Here is an 18,148-nt window from a genome sequence, read left to right as displayed (position 1 = left end):
GAGGTTCTGCGTGTCAGCCCCTGCCACACAATCCAAGGATGACTTGAACTGGCTCATGCGCCTGCTCATCGTCATCGAAAAAGCCGGCAACAAACTGCCACACCCGTTTTGGTTGTTCTTGTCCCTGGCCGTCATCGTCATGCTCATTTCATGGGTGGCATCAGCAGCAGGTCTGTCTGCAGTCAACCCCGCAAAAGGTGAGACCGTCAACGCGGTTAACTTGACGTCGGCGGAGTCCTTGGGCGCCATCGTCTCGGGTGTCGTCGAAAACTACGTCACCTTCCCAGCCTTGGGGCTTGTTCTGGTTGTTCTTTTTGGTGTGGCAGTTGCGGAACGCTCGGGCCTGATCCCAGCGATCATGCGTGCGGCCTTGATGAACGCCTCACCAAAATGGGTGACCGCAATCGTCGCGCTGGTGGGAACGGCATCCTCGATTGCTTCAGACGCCGCGTACATGATCGTGATCCCACTGGGTGGTATCGCGTTCAAAGCCGTTGGACGTAACCCCATCATTGGGTGTGCGGTGGCCTATGCGGCGACCTCTGGTGGATACTCGGCAGCCCCCATGGTCAACAGCCTCGACGCAATCTTGGGTGGTCTCTCTACCAGTGCGGCAGCGATTATCGACCCCGAATACGTGGTTACGCCTGTCGACAACTTCTACTTCAACTTCGTGTCGATGTTCGTGGTTGCTGGGGCTATTGTTCTGGTCACCGAAACCCTGCTGAACAAGCGTGGTGAGGAACTGAAACCCGATGAGGTAGAGAACGAAACCAGCGACACGTCCACAGACGCCGACCTCACGAAGAAGCTCACGTCACTGGAAAAGCGCGGCATCTGGATTGCCGTCATCACAACCATTCTGTGTGGCGTGCTGCTGTTCGTGCTCGCCCTGCCTCAGGGCTCGTTTCTGCGTGACGAGGAAGGAGCATTTGGTCCCAAGTCGCCACTCATGGCCGGCATCGCCGCAATCATCGGGTTCGGGTTCTTTGTCGTGGGTATTGTGTACGGAATCGTCACCAAGTCCATCAAACGACCCGCCGACGTGCCTGAGATGATCGTCCAGGGACTCACGCCTATGGTTCCCGTGCTTTTGCTGTTCTTTGCCGCGTCACAGTTCTTGGCGCTTTTCAAAATGAGTAAGTTGGGCGAGATTCTGGCTATCAAGGGTGCTGAGTTTTTCCAGAGCGCCAACACCCCAGCCATTGTGATTCTCCTCGGGGCGTACATCCTGACCGCCATCGGGGCGCTGTTCATCACCTCGGGATCCGGTCTGTGGACGTTGATGGCCCCCGTACTCGTTCCTATGCTGATGCTCTTGGGAATTGCTCCCGAGGTGACCCAGGCGGCATACCGCATTGGTGACTCAACCACGAACATCGTGTCCCCGATGAGCCCGTACTTCGTCATGATTCTGGGCTTCGTGCAGAGGTACAAGAAGGACGCGGGAATCGGAACGCTTCTGTCGTTGACCATCCCGCTCGCGTTCGCGATGTTCGTTGCATGGGGGCTTCTGTTCTTCGGATGGTGGGCAACAGGTATTCCCATGGGTCCCGGCGCTCAGACCACCTACGAGCTTCCCTAGCACGCTGACTTTACGCTGAGAAAAACCACCGGGCGGAACAAAAACACCCGCCCTGTGGTTTTTTCATACAGATAGATCGTTCAGCTAGGCTTGGTTATATCAATTACAGGAGGATTTTTATGAGTAACCCTCTCATGGGCCGCTCAGTTCGCCAGGGGATGAACTCCGTTCAGACTCCTTCGGCAGATGAACTGAACTCGATGTACATGGCACCTTCGGCGACCACGGAACACCGTGTTCAGCAAGACCGCATGATGACGTACGACGACGTGTACATGAAGTCGCTACTGTCATTCGGAGTTCTGCTTGCAGGTGCAGCCGTTGGCTGGTTCGTCCCAATGCTCGCGCTTCCCGCTTCCCTCATTGCGCTTGTCTTAGGTCTGGTAAACGGATTTAAGCGCGAACCTTCACCCGTCCTGATCCTCACCTTCGCCGTGTTCGAAGGTGTGTTCGTGGGCGGGATCTCCCAGATTTTCAACTCGCAGTATGCAGGCATCGTCATGCAGGCCGTTCTGGGTACACTGGCCGTGTTCGGACTGATGTTCGTGCTGTTTAAGTTCCGCGTCATTCGCATGTCACCCAAGTTCACCAAGTTCCTCATGCTGGCCGTGGGTGGCTACGCGATCTTCGCACTCATTAACTTTGCCTTCGCAATGTTCTCCGGTGGGAGCATGAACGCTCGCGCAATCGAGATCAACATCGCGGGTATCAACATGCCGCTGGGTGTTCTGATCTCCGGAGTTGCGATCATTCTTGCGGCGCTCACCTTGGTGAGCGACTTCGACATGATCGAAAAGAGCGTTGGCCGTATCCCCGAGAAGTACTCGTGGATGTGCGCGTTCAGCCTCATGACCTCGCTCGTGTGGCTGTACATCGAAATTTTGCGTATTCTTTCGTACTTCCGAGACTGACATGAATACGCACGCGGAAGATCTTCACGAAGAGATCCGCCGTCTGCGAATCCGAATTTCCAGTTTCACAACTGCACAGTTAAACGCTCCCGACGCGAACAATGTTTCGCGCCGGGAGCGTATTCGTATGTGCCTGCAGGACTTGGCCGATGTGCGTTCTACTGGAACCGTTCCGCGCCTGAGTGACCGAGTGCTCGCCGACCAAATGGTTGTCCTCTTAACGGACTGCCAGCCCGAATACGGGGCTTCAGATGATCAGACGCGCCAAGCGCTCCGCCTAGCTCAGGACTTACGCAGACAGCTGTGATGCCCGCGCTACGTCACAGGGCGCGCATCAGGGTGTCTAGACCAACCGATCCAAGGTTGAGAGCACGCGTGTGGAAGTCCTTGAGTGAACCACCTGCCGCATCACGCGCCTGCTCCCACAGTCGCTGACCCACCTTGTACGACGGTGCCTGTCCCGGCCAGCCCAGATAACGGTCCAACTCAAACGCTAAGAAGTTACGATCCATGGCGGCGTTGTCGGTGAGGAACGTCCACGCCTTTTCAGCGTCCCACGTGCCACCGCCAATCGACTCAGGCGCTTCCTTGCCCAGGTGCACACCGATGTCCAAGCACACGCGCGCTGCTCGCAAACGCTGCGAGTCCAACATCCCAAAGTAGTACGCAGGTTCTTCCAAGAAGCCCTGTTCGTACATGAACCGTTCGGCGTAGAGCGCCCAACCTTCTCCGTGACCGGAAACCCAACAGAGGTTGCGGCGCCACGTGTTGAGTGTGTCTCGCAAGTAGGTTGCCTGGGCTACCTGCAAGTGGTGGCCGGGGACACCTTCGTGGTAGACCGTTGTCAGCTCTTGCCACGCCGCGAACGTTTCGACACCTCGGGGGACGGACCACCACATACGGCCGGGGCGGGAGAAGTCATCGGTTGGTCCCGTGTAGTAGATGCCACCGGTTCCGTCTTCGAGCACCATGCACTCGATGGTCTTGAGTGGCTCTGCAATATCAAAGTGCGTACCCGCCAGCATGGTGATGGCGTTATCGGCTTTTTCTTGCATCCAGGCTTTGAGTGCGTCGAGTCCATGGATGGTGTACTTGGGGTCGTTGTTCAGCGCTTCGAACGCTTGGGCAAGCGTGGCCCCTGGGTACAGTTTCTCGATGACCTTCTTCTGCTCAGCGTCTATGTGCGCCAACTGGTCCAAGCCCCACTCGTAGGTTTCGTCGAGGTCCACCTGGGCGCCCAAAAACTGACGGGAGAACAGTTCATAGTCCTCGCGTCCGCACGCGTCGTTCTGAACCGCAAGTGGCGCGATTTCGAGCTTGAGGAACTGCGCGATCTGTGACATCGCGTCCTGCGCGGCCGCTGCAGCCTCCGTGAGTCGCGTGTGTAGAGCGTCGTCGACGGTTCCGCGTGCCTTGTCGATGAACTTGCTGTAGTGTCCATCGCTCTGAGCGAGCTCCTGGGCCTGTTCGATCACGCGTTTAACCTGGCGGATCGCAGGCGCCTTCCCGGAAGCGACCCGAGCCTGTAGGGCGTCGCGGTATCCGGCCAGTGCGGTTGGGACGTTGGCGAGTTTGCCAGCGTTGTGGTCCCAGTCTTCTGCCGTCTGAGTGGGCACCAGGTCGAAGAGGTCGCGGAGGTCTTGAATGGGGGAGGCGATGACGTTGAGGTCTCCGGAGTCAAGTCCGCGTTCGTGAAGCTCGCGTTCGAGCCCCAATCGTTCACGCATGGCATCAAGTGTGACCGCGTCAACGCTGTCAAGGTTGGCCGAGGTGGCTTCAGCTTTGTCGAGTTCGGCCAGTGTGCGGGCGTTGAGCTCGTCGTGGCGCGCAGCTGCTGCGGGGGAGTAGTCGTCTAGTTCGTATGGGTCTCCGTCGACGCCAGACATGATCCGCATGGACGGGGAGTTCTTGTACACCTGTCGTGCGTATTCTTCGGCAACGTTGTCGACTGCAGACGGGGTGCGAGGTGTGTGTATTGTCATGGGTGTATGCTAGCAAGCCGGTCCGCCCTTTAGCGTGGACGCGTTGATAACTAAAGATTGTGAGGAGCGGAAGCCATATGAACCGTTTGTGGACGGGTAACTTCATTCTTGCGAGCTGCGTGAACTTCATCGCGGCCATGATGTTCTACCTGCTCATGACGTCGATGGCTTCATACGCAATCCGTGAGTTTGGGGCAGGTCAAGCGGTTGCCGGTTTTGCGAGTAGCTCTTTCATCCTGGGTGCGGTTTTTGCACGTATGCTCGCCGGAAAGTACATGGATTTTGTGGGACGAAAACGTCTTGCGCTAGCGTCCATGATCGCATTCGTGGCGCTGGGTGCAGCGTACATTCCCGTCGACAACATCGTGGTGCTCATCGTCATTCGTCTGCTCCATGGAGCCACGTTTGGGCTCAACAACACAGTCGTGTCGGCCGCGGTACAGACCATGATTCCAGCAGAACGCAGGGCCGAAGGCACCGGGTACTTTGGTATGACTGTGTCCCTGGCGATGGCGCTGGGGCCTTTTGTTTCTGTTCTCATGTCCCAGAAATACGGGATGTTCTGGGTTTTCGTTGTCTGTGTTGTTCTGTCGAGCTTGGGTACGATACTTACTTTGTTCGTACAAATGGACGAGCGCATTCCCACACCAGAAGAACAACGACTCAAATGGGATTTCCACGTCACGTCATTCATCGATCAGCGCTCAATTCCGATTGCCAGCATGATGGCACTGTGCGGGGTCGCAATATCGCTGGTGCTGTCGTTTCTAGAAAGCTATTCCCACACGATCGGTGCGTCGGCTGGAGCTAGCTGGTTCTTCGTCGTGATGGCGGCGTGTACGTTCACTTCACGCATGTTTGTAGGGAGGATCCAAGACCGCTTTGGCGACGACGTGGTGATCTACCCGATCTTCGTGTGCATGGCGATCGCGTACATTCTCCTGGCGACCGCCCAAGGCTCGGGAATGGTCATCGCAGCGGCGGTGCCTCTGGGCTTTGGCTTTGGTTCCCTCATGCCGTGCGCACAAGCGATCGTGGTGAACCAGTCGCCGGCGGCACGTTACGGGATCGCGGTAGCGACGTTCTTTATCTTCCTTGACACCGGAACAGGACTGGGACCAGTTCTCATCGGCGGTCTGGCGAACATGTGGGGTCCCCGTTCAATGTACTGGGCCGCTGTCGTACTGGTGGCGTGCGCCGCCGTTGTCTATGTCATGACCACGCGGCGACGCACACAACGATAGTTATGCGCGGTTCGCCCACGACCCACGTGGCGAGTGACGAACTCGACGGCGAGGGTCGGCCCACCGGCGTGGTTCTTCGTGGGTGTCGTTGTCGCTGGGCTGCAAAGCCACCAGAGCAGCCAGCGCCGCTTCTTTTGCCAGCGCCAGTTCTTCGGCAGCCGTAAGTGGTGGTCGCGTGGGGTAGTTGGTCATAGCGGAATGTTTCCGTGTTTGCGTTCGGGGCCACGGACGTGCTTGTTTCGCAGGGCTCGCAGACTCCTGACGATCCGCTCGCGGGTCTCCCGAGGTGCGATGACAGCGTCAATGAACCCCGCCTCGGCGGCCTTGTAAGGGTTGAGAAGCTCATTCTCATAGTCCTCGATGAGCTCAGCGCGCAGGGCTTCGACGTCTTGACCTTCTTCGCCCGCTGCTTTGAGCTTGCGACGGTACACAATGTTGGCGGCACCCTGGGCTCCCATGACCGCGATCTGACCTGATGGCCACGCAAGGTTGATGTCAGCGCCCAACTGCTTGGAGCCCATCACGCAATACGCACCTCCGTACGCCTTGCGGGTGATGAGCGTGATGAGCGGAACGGTTGCTTCGCCGTAGGCGTAGATGAGCTTGGCACCACGTCGAATAATGCCGCCCAGTTCTTGGTCGGTTCCCGGGAGGAAACCGGGGACGTCGACGAACGTGAGGATCGGCAGGTTGAACGCATCGCACAAGCGGACGAACCGTGCGGCTTTTTCAGATGCATCGATGTCGAGGGTTCCCGCTAACTGCATGGGCTGGTTGGCAATGATGCCCACCGAGTGCCCTTCGACGCGGGCAAAAGCCGTCACCACGTTGGGTGCGAAGAGTTCTGAAACTTCGAGAACGTCTTCATCGTCGACCACGGCGCGCACCACGTCGAGGATGTCATACGGGGTCGACGGCGAGTCCGGCATGATCGAGTCGAGCGCGTAGTCGTCTTCTGTGAGCTCCAGATGGGCTGGTTGCGGGTAGTGCGGGGCCGGGTCCATGTTGTTCTGTGGGAGGAACGACAGGAGGTCGCGCACGTAGTCCAACGCGTCGGCTTCGTCCTGTGCCAAGTAGTGGGCATTGCCCGAGGTGGTGTTGTGTGTGCGTCCACCGCCCAGTTCTTCGTGCCCGACTTCTTCACCTGTGACTGTCTTAATGACGTCCGGGCCGGTGATGTACATGTGGCTGGTGCCGTCGACCATGATCGTGAAGTCGGTGAGGGCCGGTGAGTACACGGCACCTCCCGCCGAGGGCCCCATGATCAGGCTGATCTGAGGGATGACACCGGAGGACTGCACGTTCCAGTGGAAGATTTCGGCGAACAGCGCAATCGAGGCCACGCCTTCTTGAATGCGAGCTCCACCTGAGTCGTTAATGCCAATGATGGGGCACCCGAGTTTGAGTGCGAGTTTCTGTGTTTTAACGATCTTTTTACCGTTGGCTTCAGCTAGAGACCCACCCAGAACAGTGAAGTCGTGGGCGAAGACCGCAACTGTGCGACCAGCGATTGTTCCTAAACCACATACCACTCCGTCGCCGTCGGGACGGTTCTTTTCCATTCCAAACGCGGTGGAGTCGTGCCTGACGAATTCGTCGATTTCTTGGAACGTGCCTTCGTCAAGAAGAGCGTCGATACGTTCGCGGGCGGTTTGCTTCCCTCGCTTGTGTTGGTTGGCGACCGACCGTTCGTTACCGGCGTGAGCTACACGCCGCCGTTCGATAAATTCGGCCAATTTCGCCGCAGTGGTTTTTGCTGAACTCATATTCCCAGACTATCTGCAGGTGACCGGCCATTGTGTATGGGCACCAAAACAAAATACAGTTGAGTGGTGTCTTCGCATCATTTTTCTCTTGCATTCGAGCGTGCAGCGCACGCGTCTGGCTTCGAGCCTGCGCACGTGGTGTGGCCCGAATCCGTAGGTTCGACGAATGATGAGCTCGTGTCCGAACTCATGCGCGACCCCCACGCATGGCCAGATTTCTCCATCTACGGCACCGAATTCCAGAGTGCGGGTAAAGGACGCATGGATCGCCAGTGGACCGTGCAACCAGGCGAGGCACTCACTTTTTCGACGGTGTATAGAGTCGAACCGTCCGACAATTTGGGGTGGGTTCCGCTTCTCACCGGATGGTCTGTAGCACAAGCCATTCGCGATTTGGGCGTGAACGCTACCGTCAAGTGGCCCAATGACGTTTTGATCGAGGGCAAGAAAGTGTGTGGCGTCTTGTGCCGGTACGTGGGCGAAGTCGGTGCAGTGGTGATTGGAACCGGGATCAATGTTCACATGAGTGACGTGCCCGTAGACACCGCGACCTCGATTCATCATTACAACGACGTTGATCGTGCTGAACTCTTGGCCCGGATCATGGTGCATCTGCAGGGCGCCCTGACGCAGGCGTTCGCAGGTGACCAGCCGGCACATACGCAAGCGGTGGCCCAAGCCTGTTCGCTGATTTCGACCGTCGGGCAGCACGTGCGCGTGACTTTGCCAGGTGACACAACCTTAGAAGGCCACGCAGTTGGGATTTCCCCGTCGGCTGACTTACGTGTTCGCACCGACACCGGTGCGGTAGACGTCAGTGCTGGGGACGTGATCCATGTGAGGCCTGCATGACTGACTTTTCGGGCCGTTTGGCAAAACCGGATCTGGGAACAGAAGAACCACGTCACGAAGACCTTGAGCCCGAAGCTCAGTTGCGCGCCAACGCTCTGAACCTCGAAGAAGCGCTGATTGGTGGTAAGCGCGTTCTCACTCGCAAGGAAGTCGCTCAGCTGGCAGGTGTATCCACGTTTTCTGCGCGCAAGTTTTGGCGCGCGCTCGGTCTGCCACAAATTCCTGCTGGGAAAGTTGCCTACACAATGCACGACGTGGGCGCGATCTCTGCTGTCGCCAGCTTGGTTGACGAGGAAATTCTCGACGAAGACACCGCAATGGCCCTCGTCCGTGCCGTGGGGCACACTACCGACCGCTTAGTGGTGTGGCAGATGGAATCCTTGGTGGAGTTTCTCACCGACACCAGGGGCTACTCTGACCTAGAAGCCCGTTCGGTGGTCATGCCGCTTCTTGAAAAACTGCTCGAGCCGCTGGAAAACCTGTTGGTGTATTCGTGGAAACACAACATGTCCAACGTGCTTAGCCGGCTGAATGTCAATGTGGGCAACGGCTTGGCCATGGAAAATCGTGAAGGCTGGTTCGACTCCTCTATGCCACTGGCTCGCGCGGTGGGATTTGTCGACTTAGTGTCCTACACCCGTTTGTCACAACAGATGGAGCCCAAACAGCTCGCCAAACTGGTGAAGAAGTTCCAGGACTTGGCCTACGCAATCGTGGCAACGGGTGGTGGCCGCATCATTAAGACCGTGGGTGATGAGGTCTACTACGCGGCCGAAACTCCTCACGCAGGTGCCGAAATCTCGATGTCCCTGCAAGAACAGATCAGCGCAGACCCCGAACTTCCCGATGCCCGCGTGGGCTTTTCGTGGGGCAAAGTGTTGTCGCGCATGGGCGACATCTTTGGCTCCACCGTCAATCTGGCATCACGGTTGACCGCGATGACAGAACCGGGAACGGTCATGACCGACTTGGATACCGCCTCGATCATTCAGCGCAGCGACGACTACCTTTTTGCGAACCGTCGCAACGTCACCCTGCAGGGTCTGGGCACGGTCGCAGTTGCCGAAATGACCCGCGGAACAGCGCGTGCGCTCGATCTGGACTTGACTCAGTAAAGCGTTTCGACGTACTCCAGACCACTCCCGATTGTGCCAGAATCGTACATATGGGATACGACACCAACTTCCTGATCCTGGATCCTCGTGCAGTCGAAGTCTGTTCAGCCTATGTGCTAGGCGATGCGTCAGAAATTGACCTACGACCATGGGCCGAATACGCCATGATGATGCGTGTCATCCGCCACCGCGCCAAGGCTTGGGCACTCAAAGCGCCCCGGCAAGGGGCACTGGACTCTACCGTTCACGTCTGGGGACGACCATTCCTGACCGCAGGCGAGACTGCAGATGAAGTGGCCGCGCGCGTGCAGCAGTGGCTCGGTTCCAGCCCTGCGAACGTCGACGATCTGGCTCGCGAAAACCTGCGGGCTATCTGGCACGACCAGCCCAACGTCGACGCGCTCATTGCACAGTCCGACCCCGGTGATGACTGGTTGCGTCTGACACCAGACGACCTACGTTATGAAGTTTGCGGACAGCTGGACAGGCTCCGTAGTGCTGTGAAGGCTTATGAGTCTGGCCGAGGTAGCGACCCCGCCCCCGATTCCGCTGGTGACCAGTCGAACACCGAACTTCTCGAACGGGCCTGTTTCAACTTCACCGTGAATGTGGTCTCACACAGTCCCGGCTGGATGTCGCGCGGAAACACGATCGCTTCGATTAGCTGGTGGGGCGGCGACCGGTTTCCGCTGGCGGCCAAGCTTGAATCGCGTTTGCCCGGGCTCTCTGTCCAAGCCGAGACATGTGCCCCCGAAAACTATTGCGTGGGAATGACCGTGGGACCCAAGAATTTGGACCAGCTACCCCAAGAAGTCACCGACGACAACGTTCGCGTTTTCGCGGAGCAGCTGCGTGGTGACGAAGAGTATGCGCGAAAAGAGCTGACGAAGATGGTCGAGTCGGTGGTCACTGCACGCACGCTCAAGTGGGGCTGGTGCGAAGCCAGTGAGGTCTACTCGGGGGCCGAAGGGCGAATGAACTGACCCAGCAGGCGCTTTAGAACAGCGACCCGTCGTCGTCTTCGCGTTCGCGCCCAATGTGGGCAGTGGGGTCATCCCCTAAGTTTGGTCCGCCGGTTGCCATGCCGGTGTTGGTCGCCGAGGTCGCAGCAGCCTCCTGACTGCGGTCTGGTGGCTCTGTGGTTTCCTGCGATGAGGTGGCCACGGGAACGGTTCCAACAGCGTCGATCTTGGAGTCAAGTGGCTGTCCCGATGCGTCGCGCTTGGACAGTTCAGCTGGCAACTGTCGCGCTCCACCCGTTGCGGCGGAAGCCTGTGGCGACGGGCCAGCGAACCCCAGAACCAATTCTGTTTCGTCTTTGAGGAACCGGTGTGCGCGCACACCGCCGGTTCCACGGCCCTTGTGGGGGAATTCGTTGAAGTCAGAAACTTTGATGGACTGTGTGGGTTTGCCGTCGAAGTTCACGCCTGTAGCAATAGTGACGACCTGGTTGGGCTGGTGTGAGTCGACTGCGTAGAACCCGATCACGTGTGCGTCACTCGCAACCCTGATACCAGCAACCCCGGACGCGGCGTAGCCTTGAGCGCGTACGCCTGCGAGATCGAACGTGAGGAGCTGTGCGTTCGACGTGATGAACACTGCGGAGTGCGTGTCGAGATCTGCAGGTTGGGCAAGTCCCACGATTTCATCTTTGGGCTTGAGATTGATGAGAGTGGCCCCGTCCTTGAACTGATCGTTGCCATTGACGCGTTTGATGACACCCTGTTTGGTTCCCACAACGCATTCCCGTTCAGGGTCAATGAGCCCCATAATCTTTTCACCCTTTTCAAGAGTGAAATACTCGCTCACCCGAACACCACCGGCAACGGTGGGACGGGCAGCTTGCGGGGGAAGCTGGGGGAGTGAAACAACGTCGACACCCACCACGCGCCCCGTGTTGGTCACGGCAGCGATCGTCGACCGCGAGGTGGTGGCTATTTGGCTCACCAGAGCATCGTGCGATGCGCGCCGACCCTGAGCAGACAAGGGATCCTGACCAGTGGTGCGAGCTAACCGCTGCGAGGTCGAGAACAAAACCCAGCACGGTTCGTCGGCAACAGTGAGCTTGGTACCCTTCTTGGCTGCACGAAGCTCCTTGAGATTTCCTTCGACCAAGATTGTGCGACGCGGAGAGTCAATCCGGTCGCTGGTCTCTTGGAGTTCGTCAGATACCAGGGCGCGGAGCTTGTCGTCGTGGTCGAGGATGTCCTGCAGGTATTCGATGCGGGACTTGAGCTCATCGCGTTCAGCCTCGAGTTCGATGCGCGAGAACTTGGTGAGTCGACGCAACTGGAGGTCCAGAATGTACGTGGCCTGGATTTCACTTAAGTCGAAAACGTCCATCAAGCGCGTACGTGCTTGAGTAGCGTCATCTGAGGAACGAATGAGTTGAACAACCTCGTCAATATCGAGGATTGCAATCAGAAGACCTTCGACCAAGTGCAAGCGGTCTTTCGCCTTCCCCAGTTGGAAGGCAGTGCGTCGCCGGGTGACAGACAGGCGGTGGTCCACAAACACCTCGAGAAGAGGCTTGAGACCCAGCGTGCGCGGTTGTCCTTCTACCAGACACACGTTGTTGATTCCAAAGGAATCTTCCATAGGTGTGAGCCGGTACAGTTCTTCCAGAACGGCTTCAGGATTGAACCCATTCTTAATCCCAATAACTAGTCGCAGACCGTGCTTGCGATCGGAGTAGTCATCGATCGACGCGATTCCGGTCAGACGTTTGGCCTGAACTTGGTCCTTGACCTTCTCAATGACCTTTTCCGGGCCCACCAGGTACGGAAGCTCCGTGACCACGATGCCTTTGCGTCTGGCTGAAATGTTTTCGAACTTCACCGTGGCGCGGGTCCGGAAGGTCCCACGCCCGGTTTCATATGCTTCACGGATCGAATCGAGACCAATAATGCGACCACCTGTGGGCAGGTCGGGGCCCGGCACGTACCGCATGAGTTCACTCACCGTGGCCTGCGGGTTCTCGATGAGGTGGCGGGCAGCCGCAATGACTTCGCCCGGATTGTGCGGGGCCATGTTCGTGGCCATTCCCACCGCGATTCCGCTGGCCCCGTTGACCAAAAGGTTAGGGAAAGCACTGGGAAGAACTTCCGGTTGCGTCAGCGAGTTGTCGTAGTTGGGGACAAAGTCGACGACGTCTTCATCCAGTCCGGCGATCATGGTGAGCGCTGCGTCGTCGAGGCGCGCTTCCGTGTACCTGGGGGCTGCCGGCCCGTCGTCCAAGGTTCCAAAGTTACCGTGCCCGTCAACGAGCGGGACGCGCATCACGAAGTCTTGACTCAGTCGAACCAGCGCATCGTAAATGGCCACATCGGAGTGGGGGTGGAGCTTACCCATCACGTCACCCACGATGCGGGATGACTTCACGTGTGGGCGGTCGGGGCGCAAGCCCATATCACCCATTTGGTAGATGATGCGTCGCTGAACGGGCTTAAGTCCGTCGCGAGCATCGGGGAGAGCCCGTGAGTAGATCACTGAGTACGCGTATTCGAGGAACGAAGATTCCATTTCCAGCGAAACATCGACATCTACGATGTGATCAGCCACACGTGCTCCTTTATTAGACTCCCCTCATGGTATAGGCCAGGAGCCCAAAAACCGTGGATTTAGTGGGCACTCATGCGTCGTCGTGGGGAATCGATCCGGTCGGATTCACGAGTGAGTTCGATGCGGACCGACAAAATGTCCTGTTCACCTTCCGTGACCGAAATGGGCCTAAACTCCACAATACGAATCGTAGGGAACTCGTCGATTAGCGCTGCCACTCGCAGGATAGTCTCTTCAAGCGGCGCCACGTTCATGACTGGCCCACCCCGGTAGCCAAACAGGCGCGGCGAGGAGCCCAGTGAACGCACCATCGACTTAGCGTCCACGTCGGTGAGTGGGGCCACACGGTGTTGCACGTCGTCGAGCAGTTCAGAGGAATCGCCCGCCAACCCGAACGACACCATGGGTCCCAGAAGCGGGTCTTCACCACCTCGGACTACGCAGGCCACCCCGGGGGCTGCCATGGTCTGGACGTCGATACGAGTGTCTGCGTCATCGTCCAGCCGGGCAGCAATGACCTCGCGCACCGAGTTCCAGTAGACATCCATTTCTTCGTCGTTGGAAATGTCCAGTCGTACCCCGCCCAGGTCCAAGCGGTGACGCAAGCGCGAGTCCACGGCCTTGAGCGCTACCGGGTAGCCGATTTCGCGTGCAATGTCCTTGGCTTGCTCAACCGTGGAAGACGGGTGGTAGGGGAGCACCTGAATGCTGCACGCTTGGAGGAGTTCCTGGGTTTCGTCGCGTGATAGGCGTACCGTCGCCGAGGTGGTGCTGTCGTCTGCGTCGTGCTCAGAGTCGCGCTGGAGGACCTTTTCGATGAGGGTGCGCACGGCGCGTTTGTCGAAGCCTTCGAGTTCGGGGTAGTTCCCGTGGTCGGAACGTTTCCACTGGGCGTATTCGGTGACGCGGGCCAACGCCCATACGGCATCTTCGGGACCCATGTAACTGGGTACGGTGTGAATTTCTCGTGTGCCTTCAGCGCTACGCGTGTACGCGGTGAGTTCTTCTTGCGCACCTGTGAGACCAAGGAAGCAGGCCACCGTGGTTTTACCCGAAACCGCGGCCCGTTCTGCCAGGATCTGGGTGATTTCGCGTTCGTGACCGCGCGCCGACGGGGCAAAGGTCACGATCACCGATTGCACGGCCGGATTTTGGTACATCTTGGCCAAGTGCTCTTCAAACTCGTCCGTGGTCACTTCTGGGTGCAACGAAACCGGGGGAGTGTCGATGCGCAGGCCTTCCGCGCGAGCTCGCTGCACAATCAGCGTGGAAAGTGCTGCCGAGTTACCAATCACGCCCACACGAGCGCCGTTGGGCAACGGCTGGGTTGCAAAAACCTGCGCGACGTCAAACATCTGGTGGATCGAATCAGCACGGATTACACCGGCCTGCGTGAGCACTTGATCAAGCGCAGAACCTGACAAGCTGGACACGCGCACTTGGTGGCCAGGGGGCAGTTCACGTCCCGTGAGGTCGCTCTTGATGACGATGACGGGTTTTTGCCGGGCGACGCGACGCGCAATACGCGCGAACTTCCGTGGGTTACCGATCGACTCCAGGTACAGTCCAACAATCTGAGTGGCTTCGTCTTCTTCCCAAAACTGCAGTAGGTCATTACCGGACAAGTCGGCGCGGTTACCAGCAGAAACGAACGTGGAGATTCCCAAACCGCGACTCTTCGCCGCCGCGAGAAGTCCCGTGCCCAGCGCTCCTGACTGGCTGAAAAGTCCCAGAGGTCCAGGCTCAGGAAAGAACGGTGACAAAGAGGCGTTGAGAGCGACATCGGCGCTGGTGTTTGCGATTCCAAACGAGTTGGGCCCCACCACGCGCATTCCGTGTGAACGCGCAGTCGCAACGACCTCGCGCTGTAGCTCTTGGCCTTCCGGCCCGGTTTCCGCGAATCCCGAGGACACCACGACAACCGCGCGGACACCTCGGGTAGCTGCGTCCCTCACCACGTCAATGACCGCCGGCGCGGGGACGGCGATAATCGCCAAGTCGATCGAACCTTCGATCTCATCGAGCGACTTCACCGTGGGCATTCCGGCGACCACAGGGGCGTGCGGGTGGACAATGTGCAACGCCCCTTTGAACCCGGCTGAGGCCAGGTTGCGCAAAAGGAGGTTACCGGCCGAGGTGCGCTTGCGTGACGCTCCAATGACGGCAACCGAGGCGGGGTTGAGGACAGCACGGACCGACAGGGCCTCCGCGCGGTGTTCACGAGCTTCGAGTACCTGCTTTGAACGTTCCGTGGGGTCGATCTCGAAACGCACTGCAACGACTCCGTCGTCAAATTCGCGCGAGACCTCGTAGCCGGCGGCCGCGAAAACCTGCAACATGGAGCGGTTCTGGGGGAGCACCTCGGCGGTAAACACACTCAAACCACGCTCCCGGGCCACGGCAGTGAGGTGTTCAAGAAGAATCGACCCGATACCCCGACCGTGGTGGGCGTCAGAAATGTTGAACGCCACCTCGGCAGACGTCTCATCTAAACGGTCGTACCGGCCAACCCCAATGATCTCTTCACCCGCGATCATCACCAGCGCTACGCGGTCGTTATAGTCCACATTGACGAACCGCTCCAGGTCCCGCTGGGGAATCGTGGGCATGGGCGCAAAGAAACGCAGGTAGATCGACTCCGGCGACTGCTTGGAGTGCATGAGTTGAATGCCGTCGGCGTCGCTAGGAACAATCGGGCGGACGTGCGCCGTCGCACCGTCACGCAAGACAACATCGGCTTCCCAGTTCTTCGGGTAGGTAACCATGTCTCAAGCATAGTCTTTTCCACAAACGATGGGTGACTGGCACAATGGTTGCATGTCTGTTTCCGGCGCGCTTCTTCGTGACTTGCAAGACGCGGGGTACTACCCACACCTCGCAGCGAACATCATTGGCGATGTTCTTTTTGACGAACCCGTAGTGGAACACTGCGTACACATGGAAACGCACATGGACTTCGAGTCGATCCACCGGCACGTGACCGCGTTCGTGCTCACGGAAACCCGGCTGATCCTGGTTCATGTCGATGACGAACCCGCTGGTTCGTCCCAGTCCATGCGGGGTGTGGCGAGTGTCGAAGACATTCCGTTCGACAGGATCCGCACAGTGATTCTCAGCCGGATCTATGAGAACCCCGCCCACTTCAAACCAGGTGACAAACCCGTGGAAGTGGGCGTCAGCCTAGGGTGGGAATCGGTGCGCAGGCTCGAGGTGTTCCCCGAGTCGTGCGCCGACCCTCAGTGCGATGCCGACCACGGCTACGGAGGCACTTCGGTTCCAGAAGACGTGAACCTGCGGGTTTCCGCGCAAGCCGAAGGCCAAGCCGCTGTCGACCAGGCAGAACGTTTTGCGTTGACTTTGAAGAAACTCGTCTACCGTGCTCGACGGGACGCCTCATAAATGCATCCACCGGACTATGCGGACGCGGGACTGCTGTCCGATATTGTGCCCGCGGCCGCTGTCACTTTGGGCGCTGGCCAGATCCTGGAAGACCGCCAGCGCGAGCGTGCCCAGAAAGTGGGCCTGGACCTCGAAGCCCGGGTCGTTGTTGTGGCCCTCATCGACGGGATGGGGCTCGAACTCCTCAAAGCCTCGTGGGCATATGCACCGTTCTTGCGGTCAGTGCGAGATTCCGTCAGCGAATTTTCCGCCGGCTTCCCGTCCACAACAGCCAACTCCTTGTCGTCATTGGGCACCGGGTTGTTGCCGGGAGCGCACGGGGTCATGGGATACAAACTGAAAGACCCGGACACCGGCGACGTGTTCAACCAACTTTCGTGGAACACCACCCGCGACCCGCACACGTGGGTCCCGGACACCACGCTGTTTGAACGTCTGCATGCCAGCGGGGTAGACGTGGTCAGCCTGGGTGAACCTAAATTTGTAGGCCGAGGTCTCAACGCGGCTTCCCTGCGAGGTGGCACCTTCCGTGGTTCGCACCAGTTTGAGCAACGCGTCAAACACGCGGTGGAAGAAGCGAAAAAGCCGGGCCGTCGACTCATCTACTTCTACTGGGGAGCGCTCGACAAAACCGGGCACGGAAAAGGCACAGATTCCCATGCGTGGACAGATGAACTTGAAGCAGTCGACGCAGGATTAGCCCGCTTGGCCAATAACCTTCCCGGCGACGCTCAACTGCTCATTACCGCCGATCACGGCATGGTCAATGTCGACTATGACGCTCGGATTGACCTGGCTGACCACCCTGACGTGTGTGAACTGGTCAGTGCAGTGGGCGGGGAGCCGCGCGCAACCCACCTGTACACCCCGCACCCACAGGAGACCGCCTCGGCGATCAACGAAATTGGGGCCGGACGCGTCCATGCGATGGTCCGCAAGCAGGCGGTGGCAGACGGGTGGTTCGGGCCGGTACGCACTCAAAACCTTGGCCGGATTGGTGACGTCGTGGCCATTAGCGAAGCCGGAACGGCGATCGTGGACTCGCGCAACGACAGCCCGTCAGCATTGAGGCTGAGGGGACACCACGGTGGCATCACGGCCGAAGAACTGGCGATCCCACTCATCGTGCTTCGCCGGTAATACCGCCCTTGGCCAGTAACTAGACGTCCAGGCGTTGTCGCTTAGGTGCGGGTTTGAATACGAAGAAGCGGTACATAAAGTAGCGGAACACATTCCCCAGCAACACGCCCACCACGTTGCCGGAAATGTTGTCAGCCAGCGCTGAACGGAACCCCAGCAGATAGTGCGACACCCACAAGCACGCCAAAGCAATCAGCAGGCCAGCCCCGTTCACGGAAAAGAAATAGACGGCCTCTTTAGTCTTGGACTTATTCCGGCCATCCGTGAACGTCCAGTACCTTGAACCCAGCCACGACACCGTCGTCGCCATGATCACGGAAATGATCTTGGCCCACACCGGGCCCAAGTGAAAGACCTCCAAACGCAAAAGATTGAACACTAAGAAGTCCACGATGAACGCAACGGTGCCCACTGCCGAAAACTTGGCGACCCGCAACGTTTCACGGCGAAACTTCATGTACATCCCTTGCAACTGGAAAAACGTCCACGCTGATTCTAGTGCGTACATGTGGAAAGCTCTGACAATTTCACACAAGATACGTGAGTAGACCGGCGGGCCACCGCGAGATCATGGCACGCGATAGCTAGAGTGA

15 protein-coding genes are annotated in these 18,148 nt (G+C 58.5%); 9 read left to right on the top strand and 6 right to left on the bottom strand.

Annotated elements, in window-relative coordinates; genetic code table 11:
* Positions 1 to 10 precede the first annotated feature (10 nt).
* The 3 genes from JOE56_RS02545 to JOE56_RS02535 all read left to right on the top strand — a co-directional run bounded on the left by JOE56_RS02545 (position 11) and on the right by JOE56_RS02535 (position 2,803).
* Positions 11 to 1,585 (top strand): AbgT family transporter, encoded by a 1,575-nt coding sequence (locus JOE56_RS02545; RefSeq protein ID WP_204514687.1) that lies wholly within the window; start codon positions 11 to 13, stop codon positions 1,583 to 1,585.
* Positions 1,586 to 1,704: 119 nt separating this feature from the next.
* On the top strand, positions 1,705 to 2,496 hold the full coding sequence (locus tag JOE56_RS02540) for a Bax inhibitor-1/YccA family protein (protein ID WP_102237550.1): 792 nt from the start codon (positions 1,705 to 1,707) through the stop codon (positions 2,494 to 2,496).
* Between the two features lies 1 nt (position 2,497).
* Entirely contained in the window at positions 2,498 to 2,803 is a 306-nt protein-coding gene (locus JOE56_RS02535; protein ID WP_204514686.1) for a hypothetical protein, read from the top strand.
* A gap of 13 nt (positions 2,804 to 2,816) precedes the next feature.
* Here the strand turns inward: JOE56_RS02535 and JOE56_RS02530 are convergent, their stop codons facing one another.
* Positions 2,817 to 4,478, bottom strand: coding sequence for a DUF885 domain-containing protein (locus JOE56_RS02530; RefSeq protein ID WP_204514685.1), 1,662 nt, complete (start codon positions 4,476 to 4,478; stop codon positions 2,817 to 2,819).
* A 77-nt stretch (positions 4,479 to 4,555) separates the two neighbouring features.
* Here JOE56_RS02530 and JOE56_RS02525 point away from each other — a divergent pair, with 77 nt between their 5' ends.
* Positions 4,556 to 5,722, top strand: coding sequence for an MFS transporter (locus tag JOE56_RS02525; protein ID WP_204514684.1), 1,167 nt, complete (start codon positions 4,556 to 4,558; stop codon positions 5,720 to 5,722).
* On the opposite strand, the gene JOE56_RS02520 is transcribed toward JOE56_RS02525, so the two are convergent.
* Both JOE56_RS02520 and JOE56_RS02515 read right to left on the bottom strand, forming a co-directional pair.
* Positions 5,723 to 5,914 carry a hypothetical protein gene (locus JOE56_RS02520; protein ID WP_204514683.1) on the bottom strand — a complete coding sequence of 64 codons (192 nt, stop codon included), beginning with the start codon at positions 5,912 to 5,914 and terminating at the stop codon, positions 5,723 to 5,725.
* On the bottom strand, positions 5,911 to 7,488 hold the full coding sequence (locus JOE56_RS02515) for an acyl-CoA carboxylase subunit beta (protein ID WP_204514682.1): 1,578 nt from the start codon (positions 7,486 to 7,488) through the stop codon (positions 5,911 to 5,913). Before JOE56_RS02515 ends, JOE56_RS02520 begins: the two co-directional genes overlap by 4 nt.
* A gap of 66 nt (positions 7,489 to 7,554) precedes the next feature.
* Here JOE56_RS02515 and JOE56_RS02510 point away from each other — a divergent pair, with 66 nt between their 5' ends.
* From JOE56_RS02510 to JOE56_RS02500, 3 genes are read left to right on the top strand one after another with little or no spacing between them, the layout of a single operon-like run.
* On the top strand, positions 7,555 to 8,340 hold the full coding sequence (locus tag JOE56_RS02510) for a biotin--[acetyl-CoA-carboxylase] ligase (protein ID WP_204514681.1): 786 nt from the start codon (positions 7,555 to 7,557) through the stop codon (positions 8,338 to 8,340).
* On the top strand, positions 8,337 to 9,455 hold the full coding sequence (locus JOE56_RS02505) for an adenylate/guanylate cyclase domain-containing protein (RefSeq protein ID WP_204514680.1): 1,119 nt from the start codon (positions 8,337 to 8,339) through the stop codon (positions 9,453 to 9,455). The genes JOE56_RS02510 and JOE56_RS02505 overlap by 4 nt, the downstream gene beginning before the upstream one ends.
* A 50-nt stretch (positions 9,456 to 9,505) precedes the next feature.
* A complete protein-coding gene (locus tag JOE56_RS02500) occupies positions 9,506 to 10,438 on the top strand; it encodes a hypothetical protein (protein ID WP_204514679.1) in 933 nt (310 codons plus the stop codon).
* A gap of 13 nt (positions 10,439 to 10,451) precedes the next feature.
* Here JOE56_RS02500 and JOE56_RS02495 read toward each other — a convergent pair whose 3' ends face one another.
* Complete coding sequence (locus tag JOE56_RS02495) at positions 10,452 to 12,977, bottom strand: DNA gyrase/topoisomerase IV subunit A (RefSeq protein WP_239530510.1); 2,526 nt, start codon at positions 12,975 to 12,977, stop codon at positions 10,452 to 10,454.
* 98 nt (positions 12,978 to 13,075) lie between these two features.
* Positions 13,076 to 15,781 (bottom strand): bifunctional acetate--CoA ligase family protein/GNAT family N-acetyltransferase, encoded by a 2,706-nt coding sequence (locus JOE56_RS02490; RefSeq protein ID WP_204514677.1) that lies wholly within the window; start codon positions 15,779 to 15,781, stop codon positions 13,076 to 13,078.
* Positions 15,782 to 15,833: 52 nt separating this feature from the next.
* Between JOE56_RS02490 and JOE56_RS02485 the strand changes: the two genes are divergently transcribed.
* A complete protein-coding gene (locus JOE56_RS02485; RefSeq protein ID WP_204514676.1) occupies positions 15,834 to 16,415 on the top strand; it encodes a DUF5998 family protein in 582 nt (193 codons plus the stop codon).
* The gene (locus JOE56_RS02480) at positions 16,416 to 17,555 is read left to right on the top strand and encodes an alkaline phosphatase family protein (protein ID WP_204514675.1); all 1,140 of its coding nucleotides are present in this window, start codon (positions 16,416 to 16,418) and stop codon (positions 17,553 to 17,555) included.
* A 19-nt stretch (positions 17,556 to 17,574) separates the two neighbouring features.
* Here JOE56_RS02480 and JOE56_RS02475 read toward each other — a convergent pair whose 3' ends face one another.
* Positions 17,575 to 18,012, bottom strand: a complete 438-nt coding sequence (locus tag JOE56_RS02475; RefSeq protein WP_204514674.1) for a GtrA family protein — start codon at positions 18,010 to 18,012, stop codon at positions 17,575 to 17,577.
* Positions 18,013 to 18,148 lie beyond the last annotated feature (136 nt).

It is taken from the genome of Brevibacterium paucivorans, from assembly GCF_016907735.1.
Classification (GTDB): Bacteria; Actinomycetota; Actinomycetes; order Actinomycetales; family Brevibacteriaceae; genus Brevibacterium; species Brevibacterium paucivorans.
The sequence above is the reverse complement of the archived record's forward strand: the minus strand, read 5'-3'. Positions and strand labels throughout refer to the sequence as shown.

Coding starts and splice junctions, on each gene's coding strand:
- JOE56_RS02540 (WP_102237550.1), top strand. CDS start 1,705: ATGAGTAACCCTCTCATGGGCCGCTCAGTTCGCCAGGGGATGAACTCC.
- JOE56_RS02535 (WP_204514686.1), top strand. CDS start 2,498: ATGAATACGCACGCGGAAGATCTTCACGAAGAGATCCGCCGTCTGCGA.
- JOE56_RS02530 (WP_204514685.1), bottom strand. CDS start 4,478: ATGACAATACACACACCTCGCACCCCGTCTGCAGTCGACAACGTTGCC.
- JOE56_RS02525 (WP_204514684.1), top strand. CDS start 4,556: ATGAACCGTTTGTGGACGGGTAACTTCATTCTTGCGAGCTGCGTGAAC.
- JOE56_RS02520 (WP_204514683.1), bottom strand. CDS start 5,914: ATGACCAACTACCCCACGCGACCACCACTTACGGCTGCCGAAGAACTG.
- JOE56_RS02515 (WP_204514682.1), bottom strand. CDS start 7,488: ATGAGTTCAGCAAAAACCACTGCGGCGAAATTGGCCGAATTTATCGAA.
- JOE56_RS02505 (WP_204514680.1), top strand. CDS start 8,337: ATGACTGACTTTTCGGGCCGTTTGGCAAAACCGGATCTGGGAACAGAA.
- JOE56_RS02500 (WP_204514679.1), top strand. CDS start 9,506: ATGGGATACGACACCAACTTCCTGATCCTGGATCCTCGTGCAGTCGAA.
- JOE56_RS02495 (WP_239530510.1), bottom strand. CDS start 12,977: ATGGAATCTTCGTTCCTCGAATACGCGTACTCAGTGATCTACTCACGG.
- JOE56_RS02490 (WP_204514677.1), bottom strand. CDS start 15,781: ATGGTTACCTACCCGAAGAACTGGGAAGCCGATGTTGTCTTGCGTGAC.
- JOE56_RS02485 (WP_204514676.1), top strand. CDS start 15,834: ATGTCTGTTTCCGGCGCGCTTCTTCGTGACTTGCAAGACGCGGGGTAC.
- JOE56_RS02480 (WP_204514675.1), top strand. CDS start 16,416: ATGCATCCACCGGACTATGCGGACGCGGGACTGCTGTCCGATATTGTG.
- JOE56_RS02475 (WP_204514674.1), bottom strand. CDS start 18,012: ATGAAGTTTCGCCGTGAAACGTTGCGGGTCGCCAAGTTTTCGGCAGTG.